We start from the raw sequence: 25,556 nt of genomic DNA on the forward strand, positions 1-25,556 counted from the left end.
AAGCCTGGGCGTCAACCTAAGGCGTGTATGCATACTCCGAGGGCAGCAGATGTTGAGCGGGTTTGCATACACGCCCTAGCCGACCAATTCGTCCAAGCCGCGCACGACCAGATTCGCCGCGCGGAGAATGTCCGCACGGCCGATTCCGACGACGCGCATGCCCGCAGCAAGCGCGGCCTGAACGCCGGCCTCGGCGTCCTCGAACACGACGCAATCGGCCGGCTCCAGCCCAAGCTCCTTGCAGCCGACGACAAACACCTCCGGATCGGGCTTGGCGCGGGATACCTTCGTCCCGTCGACAATCGCATCGAACAGCCTCGCGATGCCCACTCTGTCCAGGATAAACGCCGCGTTTTTGCTTGCGGAGCCAAGAGCGATCCGCACGCCCCGCGCCCTTAACGCCTGCAAATACTCCTTGGCGCCCGGAAGCAGCTCGGATTCGTCCATCCGCCGGATGTATTGCAGGTATCTCTCGTTTTTCTCTTCCGCCAGCCTGAGCTTCTCTTCCTCCTTCAGCTCGATGCCTCCGACCTCCAGCACGATCTCGAGCGACCTCATCCGGCTGACGCCCTTCAGCCGTTCGTTGTCGGCTTCGGTAAATTCGAATCCAAGCTGCTCGGCAAGCTGTTTCCAAGCGAGATAATGATACTTCGCCGTATCGACCAGCACCCCGTCCAGATCGAACAGCGCTCCTTTGATATTATCCAGCAAGTCCGTCCCCCCTTTCCGAGCTCCCGTAGCGGAAAGTCAACTCGCTTCCCGGCTCCGGCTCGCGCTCTTCCTCTCCGACGCGAATCGGCAGGGATGAACGGTTTGCGGCATCGGCGCGGACAATGACCTCTGTCGGCGTTACGGTAACGAACAGACGCTGATCTTTAACGCGCATCGGCAGCGAAATCGACGACCACCCTTGCGGCAGAGCAGGTTTCACCACCAGCGCCCCGCGGTGCAGACGCACCCCTGCAAAGCCGAGTACGGCGGCCATCCATGCGCCTCCGTTCGCAGCCGGGTGCGTTCCGCCGATATATAGCGTCCCGACATACTGCTTGGATTCGCCGCTCATGTCGATCGTCGCCGTCTTCATAAAGTAGCGGTAAGCCCAATCCGGCGCCCCGATGTCCGACGCGACCAACGCGTAGATACAGGAGCTGAGGCTGGAACCGTGTTCTGTCCTCGGCTCGTAATACTCCCAGTTCGCCCGCTTCGCCTCCAGCGAATAATCGTCCTTCAGCAGATGGAGCATCAGCACGACGTCGGCCTGCTTCAAAATTTGCGTCGTTGTCGCCAGCCCACTGCCGCCGCCCAAATATTCGTTTTTGTCCAGCACTCTCGACTTTAACGTCGGCAGATCGATATCCTCTAGTTTCAGATAGCCGTCAAACTGCTCGATTATTCCCGTTCCTGGGTCAGGGCTCGGAACGTACAGCTCGTCGTGCATATGGCTCAATGCGGCCAAATCGTCGAAATCGTTCAGCTTATCGACCAATTCGCGATATGCCTCCGGGTAATTCGCTTCCAGCAGCTCCAACGTCGCCAGCGCAATGCCGATCGTTCGCTTGGCCATCGCATTCGTGAACGCATTGTTGCTGACTCGCTCATGATATTCGTCCGGTCCGGTAACGTCGAGCAGTTCGTACCGCATTTTCTCCTTTTTATAGTAGGAATACGAATAGAAAAAGCGAGCGCATTCGAGAATCGCTTCCGCCCCGCCGTCCAGCAGCACGCTTTCGTCTCCGGTATACTCGTAATACTGCCAGATGCCGTAAGCGGCGTCCGCGCTAATATGGATCTGCTTATCGCGAAAATACGTCCGCATCGGACGGTTCGTAAACACATCGGTCACATTAAACAGCGTACAGGCGTCGTCGCCCGTCTCCTGGCTCTCCCAAGCATAGAAGGCGCCGCGGTACCCATACTCCTGCGCCTTCCTGCGGGCGCCCTCCAGCGTATGCACCCGATACATGACCAGATTGCGGGCGACATCCGGTTGACTGTACAGAAAAAACGGCAGCATAAACATTTCCGTATCCCAAAACACAGCGCCTTTATATACTTGACCGGACAATCCGCGAGCGGGAATCGACAATCTCTCGGAATGCGTCGGCGCGATGATATGCAGCTGGTACAGACTGTAGCGCAGCGCGAACTGCGCTTCCTCGTCCCCTTCAATCGTTACGTCGGATTCCTCCCATTTGTTCTCCCATTCCGCTTCGTGCTCGCGAAGATGATCCTCGTATGTCGATTCCGCCGCTCCCAGAGTCCGGCTCACCGCTTGCGCCAACGCGGTTTGACGGTCATCGCCGGTAACGACGCTAACGTATTTCGTAAAAGAATATGTCTCTCCCGCCTTGCCCAAGAACGTTGCCCTTCTATAGACTGAAGAGCCTTTCCGTTCAAGCTGCTCCGACTGGGGAGCCTTTTCCCACCTGACGGTCTCGGCGACGACGACCGCCCTGCGCAATTCGTGCGTTACTGCAGATACGGCAACGATGCCGCCGGCAGAGACTGTCTCGGAGTTCTCCAGATGGGGTCCGTTAATATCCCACACTTCGCCGTCGATGCCCGTAAGCACCGTAAACTCGCCATCCTCCGAAACTCGCAGCTCCACCTTCATCAGCAACAGGTCAAGCCGCTTCATGCTGACGAACCTCTGGGAACGAACCTCGACCCGGCTGCCTCCTACGCTTGCGAATACCGTTTCTCGACGAAACGTCGCATTGCGCATATTCAGCGATTGCCGGTGCGATTCATAGGCCGACGACAACAAGCCGAGCGGTTCGTCCCCGCAGTAATACCGCGTAGACAGTCCGTTCGGCGCGTTCACAGGCTCCCTCCACCGATCTCCGACTTTGTCGTATAGGCCGGCCAGCGTGCACGCCGTTAGCTGCTCCCTCTCGAACTCCTCCAAAGTTCCCCTGTAACCTATAGCTCCGTTGCCCAGCATATATTTGTTGCCATTGGTCGCGATCCTGCCCGGATCGAATCCCGTCTCTTCCACAATCCAGCTCAAATAAGCTCCCTCGCCTTCGCCTTCGAATGTACCTTCCATTATGAAGCCGGACGTTAGGAGCCAAAATGAGCGAAACTATCGAAATGATGCTTATTTCAATGCACTTAACCAAGCTTCAATCGCTTCTACGATCAAGTCGAGGTTCGATTCCCTGTCCGCATTGAAATAAGGGGGCCGATTCCGAAAATAGTCCGGGTGTTTGCCGACAATCGGCACGCCGATCCAGCTTGCCGGGGCATGCTTATCCTTGCGCCAGACGGGCAGCGACCGGTTTATGCCCCAGCCTCCGTAGGAGCCGATGCGGGAAACGATGTCCGGCGAACGCCCGAACGAGTCTCCCTTCCGTCTTCCTTCCGCATGGATCGAAAGCACACGATGCTTTAATCGTTCCGGGATGCGGCAACGAGGAGAACCGATTTTGACTGTAAAGCAGGACGCGCTAGCCCCGCTAGCCATCAGCAACGCTGCGGCGTGGACGGCGGCAATGCCGCCCCCGCTGTGACCGACAAGCAGCGTCGTTCCGACTGTGCCCGCTATGTCGGCCTTGGCTCGTTCACGCCGAATCTCTGCCAGCGCCCTGCCGCCTCCGATCGATCGGTCGAGCTTTCCTTCTCTTTGCCACATGTCCGCCTGGATCTCCCAGAGCTGCGCTAGCACGTTACGGCTCCAGTCTCCGTACGGATACAGCAGACAGGACCGTATCTCGGCCCCGCCGATCGCTCCCGCCTGCCCGGGCAACGCCGCATAACGCAGCCTTCGTTCGAGCGCAAGCCGTAAATCCTCCATAAAGAGAGGAGCCGTCGCCAGCCCCGCTAAAAAGTATAATTCGACTTTATTTTCCGCGTGTTCGCTCATAATTGTCCGCATAGACGATCCTTTCCATATCGGAAGGATGGGTGTCCCTGAACCACTTGACCAGCAGAGGCGGATTGATGTCGCTCAGCGCGGCCACCGCCATCTTCTGATTCATCGTCACCGACCCTTCCGCGCTTCCGATCAATTCCACCGCATACCGGTCGGCTGCCGTCTCCGCTTGTCTTGACACGTAGTTCGACAGCGGAAGCGATGCGAAGGAAATCATCGAGACGATCAGCAGCGCTAGCGGCAGCGCGTTCATATCCGACAGCGACCGAATCCCCCAGCGGCTGCCCCGGTTGCGGATCGCCACCCTGTAAATCCAGCCCCCGATCGCGAGCAGCACGAACGAGGAGCCGACTGCGCCCACGGCGCTCCATTCCAGATGATGCATGACGTAATGCCCCATTTCGTGCGCCATGATCAGCAATATCTCCGGTTCGTCCAACCGCTGCAGCGTCGTATCCCACAGCACGATTCGCAGCGAAGAACCGATGCCGTTGACGTACGCGTTCAAAGCGTTCGTTTTCTCGGACATGTCCACCTCGTATACCCGATGCGCGGAAATGTCCGCTTTATCCGCAAGCTCTAGAATGGCCGCTTCCAGCTTCGGATCGGACAGACGAGTAAAATTGCTGTACAGCGGATCGATCACGACCGGCTGTACGTACATCATGAACAAGGTGAACGGAGCGGACAGCAGCCATAGCTTCAGCCACCATCGTCCGCCCCGAGAGACGATCCAGAACGCAACCGCGGCTACGGCGAGCATCGTCGCGTAGCCGATTCCGAACGCGATCAGTTTATCTCTCAGCCATCCCTCCACCGACTGAGTCGAGATGCCGTAGGCCTTCGATAAGTTGTAGCCGATTACTCGCAGCGGAAAATAGAGCAAGTAAGCTGACCCCTGGATCATCAGCACATAGAGAGGAAAACGTATGTAAATTGGAAGCCCGCGTTCTTCGAGCATCACTCTCCAGCGGCGCGCAAGTCCGCTTGCCAGCATCATGAAATAGACCAGCCATTCCCACGGACCGCTCATGAAGAAAATCCAATTGCGGGCCGCATTTAACCATTCGCTGTTCCTAAGCTGGTGTGAGGTAAAAAAAGTCGCAGGATCGGCAGCCGTACCCCGGTACGCCTCCGGAACCTGATTCGGCATCGTGTACCACACGTATAGAGCAACCGCGATCCCATACCCGATAAAGAGAAGCGAATACTTCAAAAAAGCGGAATGTCTGCGAAAACTCATCTTTTCCCTCCTTCGCCCCGGCTCGACCTTCAATTGCCGATATGAAGATTATAACATTTCCTACTGTTGGATAACCGCTCGGCCATACCCCGCTTTTCGTAAATAGTCATTCCTTCCCTTCAACTTGTCCACACCGATCGCTTCATTCCTGAATATGCTGGTCCAAAGCGCTAAATGAACTCTAGAAACTTCAGGGAGGTGCGATATCTCTTGTACCCGGTTCCTATACGCGGTACCGACCGCGTCATGTACGTCAATCCAAAAGACCGACGAGGCGGCAGAATGATCAGATTTAGCGGCTTGTCGCAGCCGCGAGTGACGAATTTCTGGAGGCATTCCGTTAACACGCTTAAACCCACGATTGTCGTGGATGCGGGCGTAAACTACGGTGAAGTCCTCCTGTCCTCGGAATATCCGGCCGATTCCGTAATCGCGGCAATCGAGGCTAACGAATTGCTGCTGCCCTATTTGGGACGCTCTATCGAGGAGCATCCGAATGCCTCGCAAATTCAGATTGTGCACGCGCTCGTATCCGACGAGGATAAGGAGAAAGCCTCCTTCTTCGTCAACAAGCTTCATTCCGGATTATCGTCGGCCCATCCAGAATACTCCAAATCTTCGCGGCAAGTGGAGCTTCCCACGAAGACGATTGACAGCATTTTCAAGGACAGAGACGTTAACCGGGACACGCTGCTATTCAAAATGGATATCGAAGGCTACGAGTGGCATGCACTGCGCGGCATGAAAAGACTGCTGACGCAATGCGGAACGGTCGTCGGATGTATGGAATTCAATTTCGCTTACCTGCACAGCAAAAATATCGATACAGCGGAGTTTCTCTTCTATCTTAAACAGAGTTTCGTCGTCTGCACGGTAAACAGGCGCGGTCAGCTCGTCGAATTTACCGATCCCGTCAGCGAGGTGCCCAAGTACTTCGCGCTGGACAAAGGCTGCAACGATCTCATGCTGCTGTCCCGAAGGGATCTGTTCGATCTGCTGAAGTAACCGACGACAGTGACGACGACAGTGACGAAGATAGGAAAAAAGCCGCGCAGAGAGCGGAACGAATGCTTTCTGCGCGGTTGTTCGTATTTTAAAGAGTTGCCGTTCAGGCTCGCTTCGAATCCAGCAATTGCTTATTGTGAAGTACGTGCGGATCTTGAGGCCGATATTTGCGCGCTTCCTCGTTGTGACGATAAGCGGCATCCAAATCCCCCAGGTAATAATAACAAACGCATAGCTGCAAGTTCGGATACCATGTCCGGTAGGCTGGGTAGCTGAAGCTCCACTGGGAATTGTTTTCAGGAATCCGGATCGCCTGTTCATACCAGTAAGCCGCCGTCTTGTAAGCTTTGCGGCGTTTGAATTGATCTCCTATCCGGCTTAGCGCTTCAGGCCGGGGACTGTCGAATCGAAACGATTGAAACAGCGCGGTTAATTCATTGTCCTGGTCGTCCAAATATCGATAACAGTCCGCCATGTTAATGCAAGCGTTGATTTTATCCTCGACCCACCCCGTATTAAGCTCGATATTCCTCTTGTAGCTCTCGATCGCTTCCACATAGTGCCGGTTGTCCTTCAGTTCATTCCCATAGTAAAAATAATCGCGTGCGGTAAAAGTATCTCCTCTTTCAAGCTTCATTTTATAGATATTCAAATTTCTACTGACGGAATGCTTAATCTTGCGGTGGGTAATTGCGATATCGGAATTGACGATCAGCCCGGTGACTTCCAAATAGTTGTGGCAATCTCCCTTCCATTGAAAATCTCGGGATCGCTTAATCATCCTGTTTCGGCGATACCTCAAAGTGACGTTGCCGAAGCTGTCCTCCCCCGCATTGTAGAACATCGATACCGAATCGACCGCCGGATCCAGCATTTCTTTAAGTTTCTTAAATTTATGACGGTCTTCCTCAAGAATGACGTCATCGGCATCCATATAGAGGATGTATTCTTTGGTCGCATAGGAAAAAGAGGCGCTGCGGGCTGCGGCGAAGTTACCGGTCCACTCATAGAAAAAGACCCGATCCGTGTATCGGCGGGCAATGGCAACCGTCTGATCGGTCGATCCCGTATCGACGATATTAACCTCGTCAACCAGATCACATACGGATTCCAGACAACGCGCCAGCACGGCTTCCTCGTTCTTGACGATCATGCAGAGGCTGATTGAAACCACTATACCGTATCCCCTTTCGCATCGAGAAAAATTTTCATTCCGGTGTTCAGGTCGAATGGCAAAGACAGGATATGCCTCCGAGAAAATGAAAGGCATACCCTGCTTGCCACTTGAGGGCTATCGGATTACTGGAAATTAGCGACGTTCATATATCTGTTACTTACCGTAACGGCTGCCGCCCCAATTCCCGTGGCCGAGTAAGTGACTTGAACGGAGTAATCAACGACAGCAGTGCTCGGCGGATTATCGACAAAGGTGTAACTGATCGGTTGGATCTGGCTGCCTGTGGCAAGACCTGCGCTTGCGTACTGAATCGTTTGAATAGACGTGCCGTTTCTTTGCAATACCAGCGTGACTGTCAGGTTCACAATCCCTATAGTGATGACCGAGTTTATCTGAATCGCATAATCGATTTTCACATTATCCGCGGCGGTTACAGGCACGTTGTTCACTGTCATAGTCGATAACGGAGTATTATTGGACAACGACAACGTTCCGGCAGCTCCGGTCGCAAACAGTTCTGGCATTGGTCCAGTTGGACCCGTTGGACCTGTTGGGCCTGTTGGGCCTGTTGGGCCTGTCGGACCTGTCGGACCTGTTGCTCCGGTTGGACCGGTTGCTCCCGTTGGGCCAGTTGGGCCGGTGGCTCCTGTAGGACCAGTTACACCCGTTGGACCTGTTGCTCCTGTTGAGCCTGTTGCTCCCGTTGGGCCAGTTGGGCCGGTGGCTCCTGTAGGACCAGTTACACCCGTTGGACCTGTTGCTCCTGTTGAGCCTGTTGCTCCCGTTGGACCAGTCGCACCTGTCGGGCCTGTTGCACCCGTCGGACCTGTTGCACCTGTTGCGCCAGTTGCGCCTGTCGGACCAGCAGCACCTGTTGCGCCTGTTGGACCTGTTACACCCGTTGCTCCCGTCGGGCCAGTTGCTCCTGTTGCGCCCGTTGGACCCGTAGCTCCGGTTGGACCTGTCGCTCCTGTCGGACCGGTTGGGCCTGTTGCTCCTGTCGGGCCTGTCACACCCGTCGGACCAGTTGCACCCGTTGGGCCTGTTGCTCCTGTCGGACCTGTCACACCCGTCGGACCCGTTGCTCCTGTTGGGCCCGTTGCTCCTGTTGGACCGGTTGCCCCCGTTGGGCCTGTCGGACCTGTTGCTCCTGTCGGGCCTGTTGCTCCCGTTGGGCCTGTAGCTCCTGTTTCACCCGTTGGACCGGTGGCTCCGGTTGGACCTGTCGCACCTGTGGGGCCAGTTGCTCCTGTCGGACCTGTTGCTCCGGTTGGGCCTGTTGCTCCCGTTGGGCCTGTTGCTCCCGTTGGGCCTGTTGCACCCGTTGGGCCTGTTGCGCCCGTCGGACCTGTTGCACCTGTTGCGCCTGTTGCGCCAGTTGCGCCTGTCGGACCCGTTGCTCCTGTTGCTCCTGTCGGGCCTGTCGCTCCTGTTGGGCCTGTTGCTCCTGTCGGACCTGTCACACCCGTCGGACCCGTTGCTCCTGTTGGACCGGTTGGGCCTGTTGCTCCTGTTGGACCCGTTGCTCCCGTTGGGCCTGTTGCTCCCGTTGGGCCTGTTGCTCCAGTTGGACCCGTTGCACCCGTTGGGCCAGTCGCTCCTGTCGGGCCTGTTGCGCCTGTCGGGCCAGTTGCACCGGTGGCTCCTGTAGGACCAGTTACACCCGTTGGACCTGTTGCTCCTGTTGAGCCTGTTGCTCCCGTTGGACCAGTCGCACCTGTTGGACCCGTTGCACCCGTCGGACCTGTTGCACCTGTTGCGCCTGTTGCGCCAGTTGCGCCTGTCGGACCCGTTGCTCCTGTTGGACCGGTTGGGCCTGTTGCTCCTGTTGAGCCTGTTGCTCCTGTTGAGCCTGTTGCTCCCGTTGGACCAGTCGCACCTGTTGGACCCGTTGCACCCGTCGGACCTGTTGCGCCTGTTGCGCCAGTTGCGCCTGTCGGACCGGTTGCCCCTGTCGGGCCTGTCGGACCGGTTGCACCCGTTGGACCAGTTGCACCCGTTGGGCCAGTCGCTCCTGTCGGACCGGTTGCCCCTGTCGGGCCTGTTGCTCCCGTTGGGCCTGTTGCGCCTGTCGGGCCTGTTGCTCCCGTTGGGCCTGTTGCGCCTGTCGGGCCAGTTGCACCTGTTCGACCCGTTGCTCCCGTCGGGCCAGTTGCACCTGTTGGACCTGTTGCGCCTGTTGCTCCCGTTGGGCCTGTTGCGCCTGTCGGGCCAGTTGCACCTGTTGGACCTGTTACACCCGTCGGGCCAGTTGCACCTGTTGGACCCGTTGGACCTGTCGGGCCGGTTGCTCCTGTCGGGCCTGTTGCTCCCGTTGGACCCGTTGCGCCCGTTGGGCCTGTTGCTCCTGTCGGACCGGTGGCTCCCGTCGGACCAGTTGCACCCGTCGCTCCTGTTGGACCGGTTGCGCCGGTTGGGCCTGTTGCTCCTGTTGGACCCGTTGCTCCAGTTGGGCCTGTTGCTCCCGTCGGACCTGTTGCGCCGGTTGGGCCAGTCGCTCCCGTTGGACCCGTTGGACCGGTTGCTCCTGTTGGGCCAGTTCCGCCGGTTGGACCTGTCGCTCCTGTCGGACCGGTGGCTCCCGTCGGACCAGTTGCACCCGTCGCTCCTGTCGGACCTGTTGCGCCGGTTGGACCTGTTGCTCCCGTTGGGCCTGTTGGACCCGTTGCTCCCGTTGGACCCGTGGCTCCCGTTGGGCCTGTTGCACCCGTGGCTCCCGTTGGGCCTGTTGCACCCGTGGCTCCTGTTGGACCGGTTGCACCCGTCGCTCCTGTTGGACCGGTTGCGCCGGTTGGGCCGGTTGCTCCGGTTGGACCGGTGGCTCCCGTTGGACCAGTTGCACCCGTCGCTCCTGTCGGACCTGTTGCGCCGGTTGGACCTGTTGCTCCCGTCGGACCTGTTGCACCCGTGGCTCCTGTTGGACCGGTTGCGCCGGTTGGACCTGTTGCTCCTGTCGGACCGGTGGCTCCCGTCGGACCAGTTGCACCCGTCGCTCCTGTCGGACCTGTTGCGCCGGTTGGGCCTGTTGCTCCAGTCGGGCCAGTTGCACCCGTCGCTCCTGTCGGACCCGTAGCACCTGTTGCTCCGGTTGGACCGGTTGCTCCCGTTGGACCGGTTGCTCCTGTTGGGCCAGTTCCGCCGGTTGGACCTGTCGCTCCTGTCGGACCCGTAGCACCTGTTGCTCCCGTTGGACCGGTTGCTCCCGTTGGACCTGTCGCTCCTGTCGGACCGGTGGCTCCCGTCGGACCAGTTGCACCCGTCGCTCCTGTTGGACCGGTTGCTCCTGTTGAGCCTGTTGCACCCGTCGGACCTGTCGCTCCCGTCGGGCCAGTTGCGCCCGTTGGACCTGTCGCACCCGTCGCTCCTGTCGGACCTGTTGCGCCGGTTGGGCCTGTCGCTCCAGTCGGGCCAGTTGCACCGGTTGGGCCTGTTGCTCCCGTCGCTCCAGTTGCGCCCGTCGGACCTGTTGCGCCAGTTGGGCCTGTTGCTCCCGTTGCTCCTGTTGGGCCTGTCGCTCCTGTCGGACCAGTTGCTCCCGTTGGGCCAGTCGCTCCTGTCGGACCCGTAGCACCTGTTGCTCCCGTTGGACCCGTGGCTCCCGTTGGACCAGTTGCACCCGTTGGACCTGTCGTACCCGTTGCTCCAGTTGGACCGGTTGGACCTGTCGGGCCAGTTGCTCCTGTTGGACCTGTTGCTCCCGTTGGACCCGTTGCTCCTGTTGAGCCTGTTGCACCCGTCGGACCTGTCGCTCCCGTCGGGCCAGTTGCGCCCGTTGGACCTGTCGCACCCGTCGCTCCTGTCGGACCTGTTGCGCCGGTTGGGCCTGTCGCTCCAGGCTCCTGTCGGACCGGTTGCTCCGGTTGGGCCTGTTGCGCCCGTTGGACCAGTTGCGCCTGTCGGACCTGTCGCTCCCGTTGGACCTGTTGCTCCTGTTGGACCTGTTGCACCCGTTGCTCCCGTTGCACCAGTGGTTCCTGTCGGACCTGTTGCACCCGTTGCGCCTGTTGCTCCTGTCGGGCCGGTTTCACCCGTCGGACCTGTTGCTCCTGTTGCTCCTGTTGCTCCCGTCGGACCTGTTGCGCCCGTTGGACCCGTAGCTCCGGTTGGACCTGTCGCTCCCGTTGCACCAGTTGCTCCCGTTGGGCCAGTCGCTCCTGTTGGACCGGTTGCCCCTGTCGGGCCTGTTGCTCCTGTTGCTCCGGTTGGGCCAGTCGCTCCTGTCGGACCGGTTGCACCCGTTGCTCCTGTCGGACCGGTTGCTCCGGTTGGGCCTGTTGCGCCCGTTGGACCAGTTGCGCCTGTCGGACCTGTCGCTCCCGTTGGACCTGTTGCTCCTGTTGGACCTGTTGCACCCGTTGCTCCCGTTGGGCCAGTTGCGCCTGTCGGACCTGTTGCACCCGTTGGACCGGTAGCTCCTGTCGGACCCGTTGCTCCCGTCGGACCTGTCACACCCGTTGGGCCAGTTGGGCCGGTCGGGCCAGTCGCTCCTGTCGGACCTGTTGCTCCTGTCGGACCGGTGGCTCCCGTTGGGCCTGTAGCTCCTGTTTCACCCGTTGGACCGGTGGCTCCGGTTGGACCTGTCGCACCTGTGGGGCCAGTTGCTCCTGTCGGGCCAGTTACACCCGTTGGGCCAGTTGCTCCCGTTGGACCTGTTGGACCTGTTGGACCTGTTGCTCCCGTTGGACCGGTTGCTCCCGTTGGACCTGTTGCTCCCGTTGGACCGGTTGGACCCGTAGCACCTGTTGCTCCTGTCGGACCTGTTGCGCCGGTTGGGCCAGTTGCTCCCGTTGGACCGGTTGCTCCTGTTGCTCCTGTTGGGCCAGTTCCGCCGGTTGGACCTGTCGCACCCGTTGGGCCAGTCGCTCCTGTTGGGCCGGTTGCTCCTATCGGACCTGTCGCTCCTGTCGGACCTGTTGCGCCGGTTGGGCCAGTTGCTCCCGTTGGACCCGTAGCACCTGTTGCTCCTGTCGGGCCTGTTGCTCCTGTCGGACCAGTTGCTCCGGTTGCACCCGTTGGACCTGTTGGACCCGTTGCTCCCGTTGGGCCTGTTGGACCCGTAGCTCCTGTCGGACCTGTTGCTCCGGTTGGACCGGTTGCTCCCGTTGGGCCAGTTGGGCCGGTGGCTCCTGTCGGACCAGTTACACCCGTTGGACCGGTTGCTCCCGTTGGGCCTGTTGCTCCCGTTGGACCCGTTGGACCTGTTGGGCCTGTCGGACCGGTTGCTCCCGTTGGGCCTGTTGCCCCCGTCGGTCCGGTTGCTCCCGTCGGGCCTGTTGCTCCTGTCGGACCTGCTGGACCGGTTGCCCCCGATGGGCCAGTTGCTCCTGTCGGACCTGTTGGGCCTGTTGGGCCGGTCGCTCCTGTTGCACCTGTTGGGCCTGTCGCTCCTGTCGAGCCGGTTGCACCCGTCGGACCCGTTGCTCCCGTTGGGCCAGTTGCTCCTGTTTCACCCGTTGGACCTGTTGGACCGGTTGCCCCCGTTGGGCCAGTTGCTCCTGTCGGACCTGTTGCTCCGGTTGGGCCTGTCGCTCCTGTCGAGCCGGTTGCACCCGTTGGACCCGTTGCTCCCGTTGGACCTGTTGGACCGGTGGCTCCCGTCGGACCAGTTACGCCCGTTGGGCCTGTTGCTCCTGTCGGACCTGTTGCGCCTGTTGCTCCTGTTGAGCCTGTTGCTCCCGTTGGACCAGTCGCACCTGTTGCGCCTGTTGCGCCAGTTGCGCCTGTTGCGCCAGTTGCGCCTGTCGGGCCAGTTGCACCGGTGGCTCCTGTAGGACCAGTTACACCCGTCGGACCAGTTACGCCCGTTGGGCCTGTTGCTCCTGTCGGACCTGTTGCGCCTGTTGCTCCTGTTGCGCCTGTCGGACCCGTTGGGCCGGTCGCTCCTGTTGCACCTGTTGCGCCTGTTGCTCCTGTCGGACCTGTTGGACCAGTTGCACCTGTTGCGCCTGTCGGGCCTGTTGCTCCCGTTGGGCCTGTTGCGCCTGTCGGGCCAGTTGCACCTGTTGGACCCGTTGCACCTGTTGGACCCGTTGCGCCTGTCGGGCCAGTTGCACCTGTTGGACCAGTAGCACCTGTTGGACCTGTTGCGCCTGTTGGACCCGTTGCTCCCGTTGGGCCTGTAGCTCCTGTTGCACCTGTTGGGCCTGTCGGGCCAGTTACACCCGTCGGACCTGTTGCACCTGTTGCGCCAGTTGCGCCTGTCGGACCCGTCGGGCCGGTCGCTCCTGTTGCACCTGTTGGGCCTGTTGCTCCTGTCGAGCCGGTTGCACCCGTTGGACCCGTTGCTCCCGTTGGACCTGTTGCTCCCGTTGGGCCTGTTGCTCCTGTTGCGCCCGTTGGACCCGTAGCTCCGGTTGGACCTGTCGCTCCTGTTGGACCGGTTGCACCCGTTGGACCAGTTGCACCCGTTGGGCCTGTTGCGCCTGTCGAGCCAGTTGCACCTGTTGGACCCGTTGCTCCCGTCGGGCCAGTTGCGCCTGTCGGACCAGTAGCACCTGTTGGACCTGTTACACCCGTTGGGCCTGTTGCGCCTGTTTCACCCGTTGGACCGGTGGCTCCCGTTGCTCCGGTTGCTCCTGTCGGGCCTGTTGCTCCCGTTGGGCCTGTTGGACCCGTGGCTCCCGTTGGGCCTGTTGCACCCGTGGCTCCTGTTGGACCGGTTGCGCCGGTTGGACCTGTTGGACCTGTCGCTCCTGTCGGACCTGTTGCACCCGTCGCTCCTGTTGGACCGGTTGCGCCGGTTGGGCCGGTTGCTCCGGTTGGACCGGTGGCTCCCGTCGGACCAGTTGCACCCGTCGCTCCTGTCGGACCTGTTGCGCCGGTTGGACCTGTTGCTCCTGTCGGACCGGTGGCTCCCGTCGCTCCTGTCGGACCTGTTGCGCCCGTTGGGCCAGTTGCACCCGTCGCTCCTGTCGGACCTGTTGCGCCGGTTGGACCTGTTGCTCCTGTCGGACCTGTTGCGCCCGTTGCTCCTGTTGCACCCGTTGCTCCAGTTGGGCCTGTTGCGCCGGTTGGGCCTGTCGCTCCTGTCGGGCCAGTTGCACCTGTTGGACCCGTTGCTCCCGTCGGGCCTGTTGCTCCTGTTTCACCCGTTGGACCGGTGGCTCCGGTTGGACCTGTTGCGCCTGTTGCTCCCGTTGGACCCGTAGCTCCGGTTGGACCTGTTGCTCCTGTCGGACCGGTTGCCCCTGTCGGGCCTGTTGCTCCCGTTGGGCCTGTTGCGCCTGTCGGGCCTGTTGCTCCCGTTGGACCTGTCGGGCCTGTCGCTCCTGTTTCACCCGTTGCCCCTGTCGGGCCTGTTGGACCTGTTACACCCGTCGGGCCAGTTGCACCTGTTGGACCCGTTGCTCCGGTTGGACCTGTCGCTCCTGTTGGACCGGTTGCTCCCGTTGGACCGGTTGCTCCCGTTGCTCCGGTTGCTCCTGTCGGGCCGGTTGCTCCTGTTTCACCCGTTGGACCAGTCGCTCCTGTCGAGCCTGTTGCTCCCGTTGGGCCTGTTGCTCCTGTTTCACCCGTTGGACCGGTGGCTCCGGTTGGACCTGTCGCACCTGTGGGGCCAGTTGCTCCTGTCGGACCTGTTGCTCCGGTTGGGCCTGTTGCTCCGGTTGGGCCTGTCGCTCCTGTCGAGCCGGTTGCACCCGTTGGACCTGTCGGGCCGGTTGCTCCTGTCGGGCCTGTTGCTCCCGTTGGGCCTGTAGCTCCTGTTTCACCCGTTGGACCGGTGGCTCCGGTTGGACCTGTCGCACCTGTGGGACCTGTTGCTCCGGTTGGGCCGGTTGGGCCGGTTGGGCCGGTTGGGCCAGTTACTCCTGTCGGACCGGTAGCTCCAGTTGGGCCTGTTGCTCCGGTTGGACCTCCCGTAATCGCCAACACCTCAACGTCGTCTACGAATAAGTCGGCCGTTCCCGCGATCGGAAATGTTTCGATAACGAGAAGACCTTGAGTAGCGCCAGGCGGAACCGGCGCTGCCGTTTGGTAGAACTCCACCCAGTCGCTTCCGGTCAGACTCGAAATGGCGAACGGAACGTAAGTGAATACTCCGGTTCCGAGAAAATTTAGCGCGTTGTCGTAATAGTTTAATCCAACAGTCGCTATGACGCCGATCGTTCCCGACGTTCTTGAAAAAGAGATGAACAGTTCAAAACTTTCACCTGGAGCTACCGGAAAAAACTGATAGACTTGCGACAGTGTTGCCCCGCCTGTCAGCTGAGCGCTATAGAATCCCGAATGGCTTCTCGTATTGGTGACGGTAGCATTGACTCCTGTCCACGGAGCCAATGTCCCCGACTCGAATCCTCCATTGACGATGCGGTTTTCAATAGACAATAGAATCTCACCACCTTTGCCGCCTACTCGATTTCGCGCAAGCGAAAAAGCCTCACCCCTCCAATGCTTCGCCAATTGGGGGAGTGCCGGAACCTGTCACGAAATCTACTACATCTTATTGAAACCGAGGCTTGCCCGTTCTAGTATTTGCCTCTCAAGCAAGCGGATTTTTTTGGCCAAGCCCGATATTCCCGCTTCCGAAACGATAAATGTGTCCCACCTTTATACCGGAGGTCGCGTTTCTCGTGTCTACGATAAAACGGGCATTGGAAACGATCCGCTGAACCGGCATTCCCGTATGATCCGCCATGATAAAGATGCAGTCCGCCTCCCTCAGCAGATCGTCCGACAACTCGGAGCTGCTAATCTCCCGGTTGCGAATACGGATGAATGGCACGATCGGATCGTGATAGGCGAAATGAATCCCTTCCTCCATCAGTCGTTCGATAAGTTGGACCGCAGCCGATTCGCGAATGTCTCCAACATCCTTCTTATACGCGACGCCGTAAATCAACACATGACGAAGTCCGTCCTTCAGCATGCCTTGGGTCTTCCTCATCAAATAATCCGCCATAGTGCGATTTTGCCGCTCCGCCAACTCGATAAAGGCGCTTTCCCTCCCAAATTGGCTTGCCCGCCATTGAAGATAGAGAGGATCGACGGGGATGCAATGCCCCCCGACGCCCGGACCGGGGTAGAACGCCGCATAGCCGAACGATTTCGTCTTCGCTGCGTCGATCGCTTCCCACAGGTCGATTCCCATCTCATCGCACAGCATCGCCATTTCGTTCATGAACGAGATATTGATTAACCGATACGTGTTTTCCAACAACTTCGTCATCTCCGCAACCTCGGGAGAAGATACCCTCACGGTTTGTCCGAATGCTTGGGCGTACAGAGACTCCGTTCTTCGCAGACAGGCGGGAGTCAGTCCGCTGACAACCTTCGGAATGTCCCTCACGCTGAACTTCGTGTTCCCGGGATCGATTCGCTCGGGAGAATACCCGACATTAAAGTCGATCCCGGCCTTAAGGCCGCTCTCCCGTTCCAAAATAGGAACCATTTCTTCCGAGGTCGTACCGGGATAAGTCGAGCTTTCCAGAACGATGAGCTGTCCCGGACAAAGCCGCTTGCCGGTTTCGGTAACCGCGGCATGAAGATAGCTCATGTCCGGAGTCGATCGATCCGTTAGCGGCGTCGGTACGCACAAAATAATTGTTCCCGCCCGTGCGGAATCGTCGAATAGACTGGTCGGCACTAAGCTTCCCGAAGTCAGCGCGTTCTGCAGAGCTTCATCCGTCAAATCCTTGACATAACTCTTTCCTTGCTTCAGAAATCCAATTTTCCTCTCGTCCACATCCACGCCCGCAACAATAAATCCCTGTTCCGCGAATAATACGGCTAGTGGCAAGCCTACATAACCGAGTCCGACAATTTGGACGCGGCGCGGATCGGGTTTCGCGTCGCCTCCGCTCTGCATGCTGGTCATTCTGTCACCTTCCTGTCCGTGATGGGTCTGCCCGGGTTGCCGACATACGTGACTCCCGTCGGGACATCTCGGGTAATTACTGCGCCTGCACCGATGACGGCACGCTCGCCAATGAGGATTCCCGGAAGCAGGGTCGCATTGTTGCCGATTTTGGCCCCCCGCCGGATTATCGGTCCCTGATGAGCCTCTCCGCCGCTTCCCATGTATTTGTCATTGGAGGTCGAACAGCAAGGGCCGATGAAGACATCGTCCTCGATCAGCATATTGCTCGTAATGTAACAAGAAGTTTGAATTGTGACGAACCTTCCGATCACCGTATGCGGCTCGACGACGGCATTCCTGCCGACAATGGTGCTTTCGCCGATCGTGACGAACTCGCGAATGCTGGCCAAGTCTCCGACAAGCACGTCTTCGCCGAGCGATACGCCGAGATAAATTACGCTATTGCTGCCGATAGACGCTCCGTCTCCGACCACTAGCGGCGGAAGCCGGGAGGGCGGCTTTAAAGCCTTTTTCTTGTTTCCCGTCGGTCGTTTGCCAAGCACGGTTAGATCCCCGACGCTCACCCCGTTTCCGATCGTCGTACCGGCTCGAACGATCGTGCCGTACCCGATTGCAACGTTGTCCCCGATCGTCACGCCGGCTTCGATGACGGAATATCGACCGATGGTCACATTGGTTCCCAGAGATACGGACGGATCAATCATCATTCTCATTCCTCCTTCTCTTTCGACACAATAGAAGCGTATTTGACTAAGCGTCATCTACATGGTTTATGCAAGTCCAACTCCGGTTGCTAGTATTGTCGCGGAAGCAGGAGGAATAAGTGATGCATACCTTGTACGATCAATCGAAAGCAAGGAGCGTGTAAGATGATTGAATTAATGCCGATCTCCCGGCAGTTTCGCTTGCTTAAAGACGACATTCTTGCCGAAATTTCCGACACGATCGAACAAGGACAATATATTTTGGGCCCGAAGGTGAAAAAGCTGGAAAGCCGATTCTCCGAGCAGACCGGAGCGAAGCACGCCGTCGCGGTCGCGAACGGAACCGATGCGCTCGTACTCACGCTCGATGCATGCGGCATCGGTCCGGGTGACGAGGTCATCACGACTCCTTATTCTTTCTTCGCCACCGCGGAGGCCGTCTCCAGACTCGGCGCGACTCCGGTGTTTGTCGATATCGATCGTTCCTGGAATCTCGATCCGGAACGAATCGAAGCGGCCATAACCGCCCGGACGAAAGCGATTCTGCCCGTTCACCTGTTCGGACAGCCCGCCGCCCTTGACGATATTCAATCCATTGCGGACCGCCGAGGACTTCTTGTCGTCGAAGACGCTTGTCAAGCCTTCGGCGCGAGCTACAGAGGGAAGTCGATCGGCTCGATCGGCCATGCGGGATGCTTTTCCTTCTTCCCCAGCAAAAATCTGGGCACGCTCGGAGACGGCGGCATCGTCGTAACGTCGGATCCCGAATTAGCCGGCCGGCTCAGAAGGCTTCGCCAGCACGGAAGCGCCGAGCGGTATTATCACGATGCAATCGGCTATAACAGTCGGCTGGATGAGCTTCACGCCGCCATTTTGCTCGTCCTGTTAAACAAGGTCGAAGCTTGGATGAAGAAAAGACGCGCGATCGCGAAAACGTACGATGAACGGCTTCGACCGCTGAAACCTGTGTTAGAAGTTCCCGCAACGGAAGAGGGAAGACTTCATGCTTACAATCTGTACTGCATAACGAGTCCGAAACGCGATTCTATTCGCGAAGCCCTGTCGAAAAACAATGTTCAAAGCGGCGTGTACTATCCTCGCCCCCTGCACCTGCAGCAGGCCTATACTTCTCTCGGGTACGCCGTTGGTGATTTCCCCGTGGCGGAGAGGCTTTCCAGGGAGGCTTTGGCTCTGCCGATGGGTCCTCTGCTGACGGATCAGGAGCAGGAGCTTGTCATTGCCGTTCTTCAAGACTTCGCGGAGAAAGGGGGGGCGAAATGATTCGTTTCGGTCTGATCGGCTGTGGAAGCATCGCAACCAAACACGCGGAATCCATCATAGCCTGCAGGGATGCCGAACTGGTCGCACTGGCCGATCCCGTTCCGGAAAGAATGGCTGCTCTCGCCCGGAAATATGCCCAAGCCCGCTCCGTATCGGAATCGTCCGTCGCCGTCTATACGGATCCGAGTCGCCTTGTGCAAGATTCCCGAATAGACGCCGTCGTCATTGCCGCCCCCTCCTTTATGCATGTCAGGTGGGCGAAGGAATCGCTGCAAGCCGGAAAACACGTGCTTCTGGAAAAGCCGCTCGCCCTGTCATTGAAGGACGCCGACGCCATTGCCGAGTTGGCCTCGGCATGCGGGCGGCGCGTGCAAGTCTGCCATCAGCTTCGCTATCGCCCGCTTTTGCGACTTGCCAAGAGTTGGATCGGCCAAGGAGCGCTTGGAAAACTGCGAATGGGTTCCGTTTCGATCCTTCTGAATCGTTCTCGGGACTATTACGCCTCATCCGAATGGAGAGGAACATGGAAGATGGATGGGGGCATGCTGCTGAATCAAGGCGTTCATCTCATCGACCTGCTTCTTTGGCTGATGGACGAACGTCCGGATTCGGTATACGGATTAATTGGAAGGGGAGCATCCGCCAAAGAGACGGAAGAAACGGCTGCAGCAACGATCCGGTTTACCAGCGGCGCGGTCGGCAGCATTGAGGCGACGACGCTCTGCAAGCCGAACAACCTGGAGCAGTCGCTGACGCTCGTCGGCGATCGAGGAACGATTCGCATTGGCGGAGTCAATCTGACGGAGGTCCAACGCTGGCACTCCGACGAATTTCCCGTCCCTTCCTTTCCTCTCACAGCGGTCAACGAGCATGCAGAGATGTATGGACAGTTTATCGCTGCGCTTCAGGGAGCGGCTGAAGATATGCAATCGTCCGTCTCGGCCGCGGAAGCCCGCCGTTCTCTGGACGTTGCTTTCGCCGTCTATGAGTCGTCGCGTCTGGGCGTTCCCGTCCAGGTACCGCTCTCGTCTTTCGATACGGAATCGATGTCCGCAGATTCGAGGTAGCTGATTCACAAGCCTCTCCTCCGGACTCTCCACCCGAGTACCGATCTAAGAGTCATGGTGTCATTTTGAACCCGACTTCTCCATCGACTCGGGTGGATCGTTTATATGAACTCATTTCTTCATTAAATCGTCGACCTCGACGCATATGGCCTCGATCCGGGATCTGTGGGCGTCGTCGCTTGCAAGGCTTAGATCGAAATAGTGCCTCATTCGCTCGGTTAACGGTCCAAGGCACTCCCGCTTCCGTTCGGCGGAATAGGATCTGATCCATCCGTTACTGCAGTAGCTGCGGGTCATTTTGCCGTACAGCTGTCCGATCTCGAAGCATTTCAAGGCCGTACGCTGTTCCGACTGGAATTTGTCCCAATCCGCGCGCGGAAGATAGACCTCTTCGGGAAAACTCTCGGTGAGATACTCCAGAACGATGACAAGGGATTGGATGCGTTTTTCGATCTTGTTGGATATGCTGCTTCTATGCTTGCGATAGCAGAGAACGGGCTTATTCATCCAATGGGTCTTCCACCCTGCCTTCAGATTGACGAGACAATTTAAGACGTCGCCGGCAATCGGCTTTTTAGGATTGACTAACCATGCGGCCTGCCGATCTCGGTAATAAGACAATTTATAAAGGCCCACCATGGGAATGACGCCGGAACCCATCCTGTGGAAAATAGCGCGAACGGCCTCCTCCGCAGTGTAACCGCGATACGCCCACTCCCCAATCGATTTGCCCTGTTCGTCGACGAGTCTAAGGTTGCCGTATGCGTATTCCAGATCGTCACGGCCGCGGAAGCAGTCCATATATTGTTCAAGCACCCGGTCGTGCGGAAGATAGTCGTCCGCGCTCACAATCAAAGCGTATTCGCCGGCAGCTTCTTGAAAAATCTCCTGAATGGCGACGTCCGGCAACCCGACGTTCTTCGGATGAGCAATTAATCGAATCGATGGGTCGATCGCGCGATAGCTTTCGATTTTGGCCAGGGAATCGTCTGTCGATCCGTCATCGACGATAAGAATTTCCTTGTTCGGATAGGTCTGGCTAATGACCGATTGCAGGCATTCGTCCAGAAACCGGCCATAGTTGCAGTTAATAATGCCGATCGTAATCTTAGGCGCGATCTCGGCGACGGGACTGGACGATTCGACTGCAGGCAGAAGCAGCGAACGCAACAGTTCCTCGATCTTGCGCGCGTTGTCCGCGAATGAATAACGACTCTCCACGAAAGCGCGATATTCTTCGGAATTGTACTCGTCCTCGGTAACTTTGTCGACCAGTTCTCCGATCGTACTCCATACCCATTTCTCGTCGTATATTTTTTTCGCTCCGTAAAAATTGTGGACAAGCGGCTTAATTCCCGCCGACATCGCTTCCATAACCGACATATGCTGGCTCTCCAGCAGACTGCTCGAAATCATGTAATGCTTGTCTTGCAGATAAGCGTTCAGATCGGACTGCCAGCCGTCGAATCGGACGCTGTCCGTCAATCCCAGCTCTTCGATCATTTGATCGAAATACAGCCGATAACGCGTATCCTGATACTTGCCCGCAATATGCAGCTTATACCTGGGGTCACGGTCGTGAACCGCTTTGAACGCATGCAGAAGAAGCATCGGGCCTTTTTTGTAATTGATATATCCGGCGTATGCGATGTTGAAGCCTTTGGAACGCTGCACTAGCGGATATTTCTCCATCATAACCCCGTTCGGAATGACGACCGTGCGATCCTCTGATAAGGATGGCAGCTGTTTCAGTACATACTCCTGAATCGGTTTTCCGTCGAAAATCAACCATTCGACCGCTTTCCAATTCACCTGATGAATGTAGGCGGTGAACGCTTCGTAGCTGTGAAGCCTGCACACGATGCGCCGGTAAGACGCAATCGGCAGGCGGCTGCCGCGCACGATCAGATCGTCGCACCATTCGAACCAGCAGACATCCGCCCATTCCATGGCTTGCCCGATATCGTCAGCGCGGCGAACGACGAATTTCCGGGTCTCGTACTTCTGGGAAAAATGATCGATAACCGGCTGCAGGAAAGCGTCCAGGCCGGGCTTTACGAAAAAAGCGATTTTATACAAATGGGAATAGCCTCCTATCTATCGGATAGCGTTACGACAAACTTCCGATAGTATATGAGGCTATTCTCATTCCTGATTGTGTTTTTGCAGCGTCTGGCTAGACCAGTTCGTTCCTTCTGCGCAAATAGACATATAAATAAATACAGCTTGTTGAGCAGAGCAGCGCCAGCAGCGCGATAAAGCCGTAACCGAACTGCAGGCCGAGCGTCAGACTTTCCTTGGCCTCTTTGCCTGCACCGAACAGCTTCTGGGCGCCGTCGATAATGACGCCGATCAGCAAATTGCCGATGACGCAGGCGATCCCCATCAGCGTGACGGTGAACGTAATCGCCGTCTCGGTTCCGCGCGGATACCGTTTGGCGAGAATCGCCATCACCGTAGGATAGATCGGCGCGATGCCAATGCCCGCAACCGCGAACAGGATCGCCCCAGGTTCGCCGGTCAGGATGGCCGCGAGGCTGCATATGCCGGAGAATGCCGCCATAAGGATGATCGACAGCGTATAGCCAATTTTATCCGTAATCGGTCCTAGCAGCAGTCTTGCCGCCATGAAGAAGACGAAGAAGATCGACAGCATCCGGGAAGCGGCTCCGGTCGACCAGTCGTACGCCTTCTCCAAATAGTTGACCAGCCAACCGCCGACGGCCAGCTCGGAGACGACTCCCAGCGACAGGACGAGCACGATCAGCCATGCGGCCCGGTCCTTTCCGATACTCTTCATCGTGACGCGCTCGCCGTGCTCCTCGCTGTCCTGCGGAAACTTCGCCACCAGAGACGGAATAATCGGCAGAAGCGACAAAGACAGCATGATCAGGTACATCCCCCGCCACCCCAGCTCTCCGTCGAGCGGCTGCCAGCCCATCATCGATGCGGCGATAATCGGGGCGATCGCGGAGCTGAGACCGTAGAAGAAATGGGCGAGGTTCATCATCGCTCCGGTGTTTTTCGTAAAAATGCGAGCCGCCATAATCGCCAGGCCGATTTCCAGCATCCCGTTGCCGATGTACATGAGAAAATAAGACGCCGACAGCTGCACATAATTTGCCGCCACATACATAAACACGCCGGAGACGGCCATAGAACCGAACGAGAGGATTCCTGTCCATTTGATGCCGATTTTACCCGCCAGCGCTCCGGTGAAAGAACAAGCGACCAGATAGCCGAGCGAGTTGAATGCCAGAAGCATTCCCAGTTGCGTTTCATTTAGACTGAAATCGGCTTGCATACGCGGAATGGCCGGACCTTTCACATTCTCGGAAAATCCGAAAATGAGAAATCCTCCGAATACGACGAGCAGAAGCATCCAATAATTTGTTCTTAGGACATTTGTCTTCAATTCGAGGCTCCTCCACGGGCATTAAGCGTCGACGCATGGATCCGGGCTTCGCGTATGGATGCCGCCGCGTACACGATCAGCGCCGCCCAAATCAAACTAAAGCTGATCATCGTTACGTGGCTGACCGTTTCTTCGAATACGGTTACGCTCAGAATCAGCGTCAGCGTAGGACCGATATACTGAATAAAGCCGAGCAGCGCTAGCGGCAGCTTTTTCGCCGCATTGGCGAACAGCAGCAGCGGCAGCGCCGTAACCGCTCCGGAGAACAACAGCAGCGTGAGCGCCCCTCCGGGCAGCGTCCAAGCGGTTGCCGAATCCGATACGCCGAGATAGCTCCAATAGATTAACGCCGCAGGGACAATGATCGCAGTTTCTGTCATCAGACCGAGCGAAGAATCGACCTTTACCTTTTTCTTGAAGAGGCCGTAGAGACCAAAGCTGATCGACAGCGTCAACGACACCCAAGGCACGCTGCCATAATCGATTGTAACCAGAACGACGCCGGCTCCCGCTAACGCAATGGCCAGCCACTGCCCTCCCGACGGCTTCTCTCGCAGAAATCCGATAGCCAGCGCCACGTTAATGAGCGGCGTCAAATAGTACCCAAGGCTTGTCTCAACGACGTGACCGTTATTGACGGCCCAGATGAAAACAAGCCAGTTTACCGAAATCAGCAGGCTGCTTGCAATAAGCGGCAGAAGCGTTGCGCGATTTTTGAACAGCACGGCCATCTCCCGCCAACGCCTCTGCAGCGAGATTAATCCGGCGACAAAAACGAACGACCAGATGATTCTGTGCGACAGAATCTCCCCGGCCGGCATTGCCGCGAATTCCTTCCAATATAGAGGGAGCATTCCCCAGATAATATAAGCAAATATTGCGTTAAACAGTCCGCTTCTCATGATGTATTCGCCTCGTTCCTTCCATTAAAACATGAAGGGAATTATATCACTAATCGAGCGGAATGAATATGTGAAAATCAAGCAAAAGCTTCGGCCGGGCAGCGTTCCTTAAGGCTGATCGGCCGCCTGCTTCTTCCTCCGGCTGGCAGCCATGGCCTTTCGCACGCTCCAGACAGCAATCGCGGTAACGGCAACTCCGATCGCCAGCTTCCACGAATGATGCTCGATCGCATGCAGCACGCCTTCCCACTGCGGACCGAAAACATGGCCCATTCCGACGAACAAAGCGCACCAGAATAAAGCCCCGCCATAGGCATACGCCGCGAACGTTCGAAACGGCGAGCCGATAATGCCGGCGAAATAGCCGGTCACGTGTCTGACGCCCGGTATGAAGTAACCGATAAACACGAGCCAATTGCCATAGCGGTTAAACCATTTTTTCGTTTTATCCAGTTTGTTGGGAGTGAGCAGCACCCATTTGCCGTAGCGCTCGACGAACGGCATTCCCGCCTTTAGTCCGATAAAATAAGTAATCGTCATGCCGATCGTCGTTCCCGCGAAAGCCCATAAGAACGCCTTGAATCCGTCCAAAACGCCCGTGTACGACAAATAGCCGGCGTACAGCATCGTCGTCTCCCCCGGAAAAGGCAGGGCGATAAATTCAAGCAGCAATCCAAGGAATAGCACCTCGTAACCGTACTGATCGAACAGCTTTTCAATATTAAAGTTCATGGCTTCCCCTTGTCTGCTTTTGTGATCTATATAAATTGGACCAATGAGCATGAGACCTATTGCATTCCGAAAGGGATGGTTTTACCGGCTTCAGACAGGTTGTTTTGAGCTACTTTAAACGATAAGACCTATATATGAATATAGCTCAAAGCCAAAACTCGCGGCAAAACCATTCCCTTTCTCCATTTCATCGGTCTACTCTGCGTAATGTTTGGATCAATTTATATGTCCCACTATTATACCTAATTTCACTAGAAAAGACGCCCAACCGAAGTCGGGGCGTCTTGTGTTCGCGGGATGGTTTTTTTGTAATCTCGGGCCCCGTTGCGAGACGGGGGC

General features: G+C 57.5%; 16 protein-coding genes. 3 read left to right on the top strand and 13 right to left on the bottom strand.

Annotated features, from left to right (window positions below):
• Positions 1-75: 75 nt before the first annotated feature.
• The 4 genes from pgmB to J4772_RS18865 all read right to left on the bottom strand — a co-directional run bounded on the left by pgmB (position 76) and on the right by J4772_RS18865 (position 5,117).
• Entirely contained in the window at positions 76-708 is a 633-nt protein-coding gene (gene pgmB / locus J4772_RS18850) for a beta-phosphoglucomutase (protein ID WP_371822906.1), read from the bottom strand.
• Positions 701-3,010, bottom strand: coding sequence for a glycoside hydrolase family 65 protein (locus J4772_RS18855; RefSeq protein ID WP_209076679.1), 2,310 nt, complete (start codon positions 3,008-3,010; stop codon positions 701-703). Before J4772_RS18855 ends, pgmB begins: the two co-directional genes overlap by 8 nt.
• 90 nt (positions 3,011-3,100) lie before the next feature.
• On the bottom strand, positions 3,101-3,865 hold the full coding sequence (locus J4772_RS18860) for a hypothetical protein (RefSeq protein ID WP_209076680.1): 765 nt from the start codon (positions 3,863-3,865) through the stop codon (positions 3,101-3,103).
• A complete protein-coding gene (locus tag J4772_RS18865) occupies positions 3,843-5,117 on the bottom strand; it encodes a M48 family metallopeptidase (RefSeq protein WP_209076682.1) in 1,275 nt (424 codons plus the stop codon). Before J4772_RS18865 ends, J4772_RS18860 begins: the two co-directional genes overlap by 23 nt.
• Positions 5,118-5,399: 282 nt before the next feature.
• On the opposite strand from J4772_RS18865, the gene J4772_RS18870 reads away from it, so the two are divergent.
• On the top strand, positions 5,400-6,122 hold the full coding sequence (locus J4772_RS18870; protein ID WP_209076684.1) for an FkbM family methyltransferase: 723 nt from the start codon (positions 5,400-5,402) through the stop codon (positions 6,120-6,122).
• Between the two features lie 103 nt (positions 6,123-6,225).
• Here the strand turns inward: J4772_RS18870 and J4772_RS18875 are convergent, their stop codons facing one another.
• The 5 genes from J4772_RS18875 to J4772_RS18895 form a co-directional block, all read right to left on the bottom strand.
• Positions 6,226-7,296, bottom strand: coding sequence for a glycosyltransferase (locus J4772_RS18875; RefSeq protein WP_209076685.1), 1,071 nt, complete (start codon positions 7,294-7,296; stop codon positions 6,226-6,228).
• A 125-nt stretch (positions 7,297-7,421) separates the two neighbouring features.
• Entirely contained in the window at positions 7,422-7,823 is a 402-nt protein-coding gene (locus J4772_RS37055) for a hypothetical protein (protein ID WP_247741145.1), read from the bottom strand.
• A 667-nt stretch (positions 7,824-8,490) separates the two neighbouring features.
• Positions 8,491-15,624, bottom strand: a complete 7,134-nt coding sequence (locus J4772_RS37060; protein ID WP_247741200.1) for an NTTRR-F1 domain — start codon at positions 15,622-15,624, stop codon at positions 8,491-8,493.
• 154 nt (positions 15,625-15,778) lie between these two features.
• The gene (locus tag J4772_RS18890; RefSeq protein WP_247741146.1) at positions 15,779-17,113 is read right to left on the bottom strand and encodes a nucleotide sugar dehydrogenase; all 1,335 of its coding nucleotides are present in this window, start codon (positions 17,111-17,113) and stop codon (positions 15,779-15,781) included.
• The gene (locus tag J4772_RS18895) at positions 17,110-17,823 is read right to left on the bottom strand and encodes an acyltransferase (protein ID WP_247741147.1); all 714 of its coding nucleotides are present in this window, start codon (positions 17,821-17,823) and stop codon (positions 17,110-17,112) included. Before J4772_RS18895 ends, J4772_RS18890 begins: the two co-directional genes overlap by 4 nt.
• Positions 17,824-17,985: 162 nt before the next feature.
• Here J4772_RS18895 and J4772_RS18900 point away from each other — a divergent pair, with 162 nt between their 5' ends.
• Both J4772_RS18900 and J4772_RS18905 read left to right on the top strand, forming a co-directional pair.
• Positions 17,986-19,101, top strand: a complete 1,116-nt coding sequence (locus tag J4772_RS18900) for a DegT/DnrJ/EryC1/StrS family aminotransferase (RefSeq protein ID WP_209076688.1) — start codon at positions 17,986-17,988, stop codon at positions 19,099-19,101.
• Positions 19,098-20,168: a Gfo/Idh/MocA family protein gene (locus J4772_RS18905; protein ID WP_209076690.1), complete on the top strand. Its 1,071-nt coding sequence runs from the start codon at positions 19,098-19,100 to the stop codon at positions 20,166-20,168. The genes J4772_RS18900 and J4772_RS18905 overlap by 4 nt, the downstream gene beginning before the upstream one ends.
• Positions 20,169-20,279: 111 nt before the next feature.
• Here the strand turns inward: J4772_RS18905 and J4772_RS18910 are convergent, their stop codons facing one another.
• The 4 genes from J4772_RS18910 to J4772_RS18925 form a co-directional block, all read right to left on the bottom strand.
• The gene (locus tag J4772_RS18910) at positions 20,280-22,247 is read right to left on the bottom strand and encodes a glycosyltransferase (RefSeq protein WP_209076692.1); all 1,968 of its coding nucleotides are present in this window, start codon (positions 22,245-22,247) and stop codon (positions 20,280-20,282) included.
• A 97-nt stretch (positions 22,248-22,344) separates the two neighbouring features.
• Positions 22,345-23,550: an MFS transporter gene (locus tag J4772_RS18915; protein WP_209077268.1), complete on the bottom strand. Its 1,206-nt coding sequence runs from the start codon at positions 23,548-23,550 to the stop codon at positions 22,345-22,347.
• Positions 23,551-23,579: 29 nt separating this feature from the next.
• Positions 23,580-24,485, bottom strand: a complete 906-nt coding sequence (rarD, locus tag J4772_RS18920) for an EamA family transporter RarD (RefSeq protein WP_209076693.1) — start codon at positions 24,483-24,485, stop codon at positions 23,580-23,582.
• Positions 24,486-24,593: 108 nt separating this feature from the next.
• Positions 24,594-25,217: a DedA family protein gene (locus tag J4772_RS18925; protein ID WP_209076694.1), complete on the bottom strand. Its 624-nt coding sequence runs from the start codon at positions 25,215-25,217 to the stop codon at positions 24,594-24,596.
• Between the last annotated feature and the right edge of the window lie 339 nt (positions 25,218-25,556).

This window comes from Cohnella sp. LGH (genome assembly GCF_017671885.1).
GTDB lineage: Bacteria > Bacillota > Bacilli > Paenibacillales > Paenibacillaceae > Cohnella > Cohnella phaseoli.

Coding starts and splice junctions, on each gene's coding strand:
- J4772_RS18905 (WP_209076690.1), top strand. CDS start 19,098: ATGATTCGTTTCGGTCTGATCGGCTGTGGAAGCATCGCAACCAAACAC.
- rarD (WP_209076693.1), bottom strand. CDS start 24,485: ATGAGAAGCGGACTGTTTAACGCAATATTTGCTTATATTATCTGGGGA.
- J4772_RS18895 (WP_247741147.1), bottom strand. CDS start 17,823: ATGATGATTGATCCGTCCGTATCTCTGGGAACCAATGTGACCATCGGT.
- J4772_RS18915 (WP_209077268.1), bottom strand. CDS start 23,550: ATGCTTCTGCTCGTCGTATTCGGAGGATTTCTCATTTTCGGATTTTCC.
- J4772_RS37055 (WP_247741145.1), bottom strand. CDS start 7,823: ATGCCAGAACTGTTTGCGACCGGAGCTGCCGGAACGTTGTCGTTGTCC.
- J4772_RS18870 (WP_209076684.1), top strand. CDS start 5,400: ATGATCAGATTTAGCGGCTTGTCGCAGCCGCGAGTGACGAATTTCTGG.
- J4772_RS18865 (WP_209076682.1), bottom strand. CDS start 5,117: ATGAGTTTTCGCAGACATTCCGCTTTTTTGAAGTATTCGCTTCTCTTT.
- J4772_RS18925 (WP_209076694.1), bottom strand. CDS start 25,217: ATGAACTTTAATATTGAAAAGCTGTTCGATCAGTACGGTTACGAGGTG.
- J4772_RS18860 (WP_209076680.1), bottom strand. CDS start 3,865: ATGAGCGAACACGCGGAAAATAAAGTCGAATTATACTTTTTAGCGGGG.
- J4772_RS18900 (WP_209076688.1), top strand. CDS start 17,986: ATGATTGAATTAATGCCGATCTCCCGGCAGTTTCGCTTGCTTAAAGAC.
- J4772_RS18890 (WP_247741146.1), bottom strand. CDS start 17,113: ATGACCAGCATGCAGAGCGGAGGCGACGCGAAACCCGATCCGCGCCGC.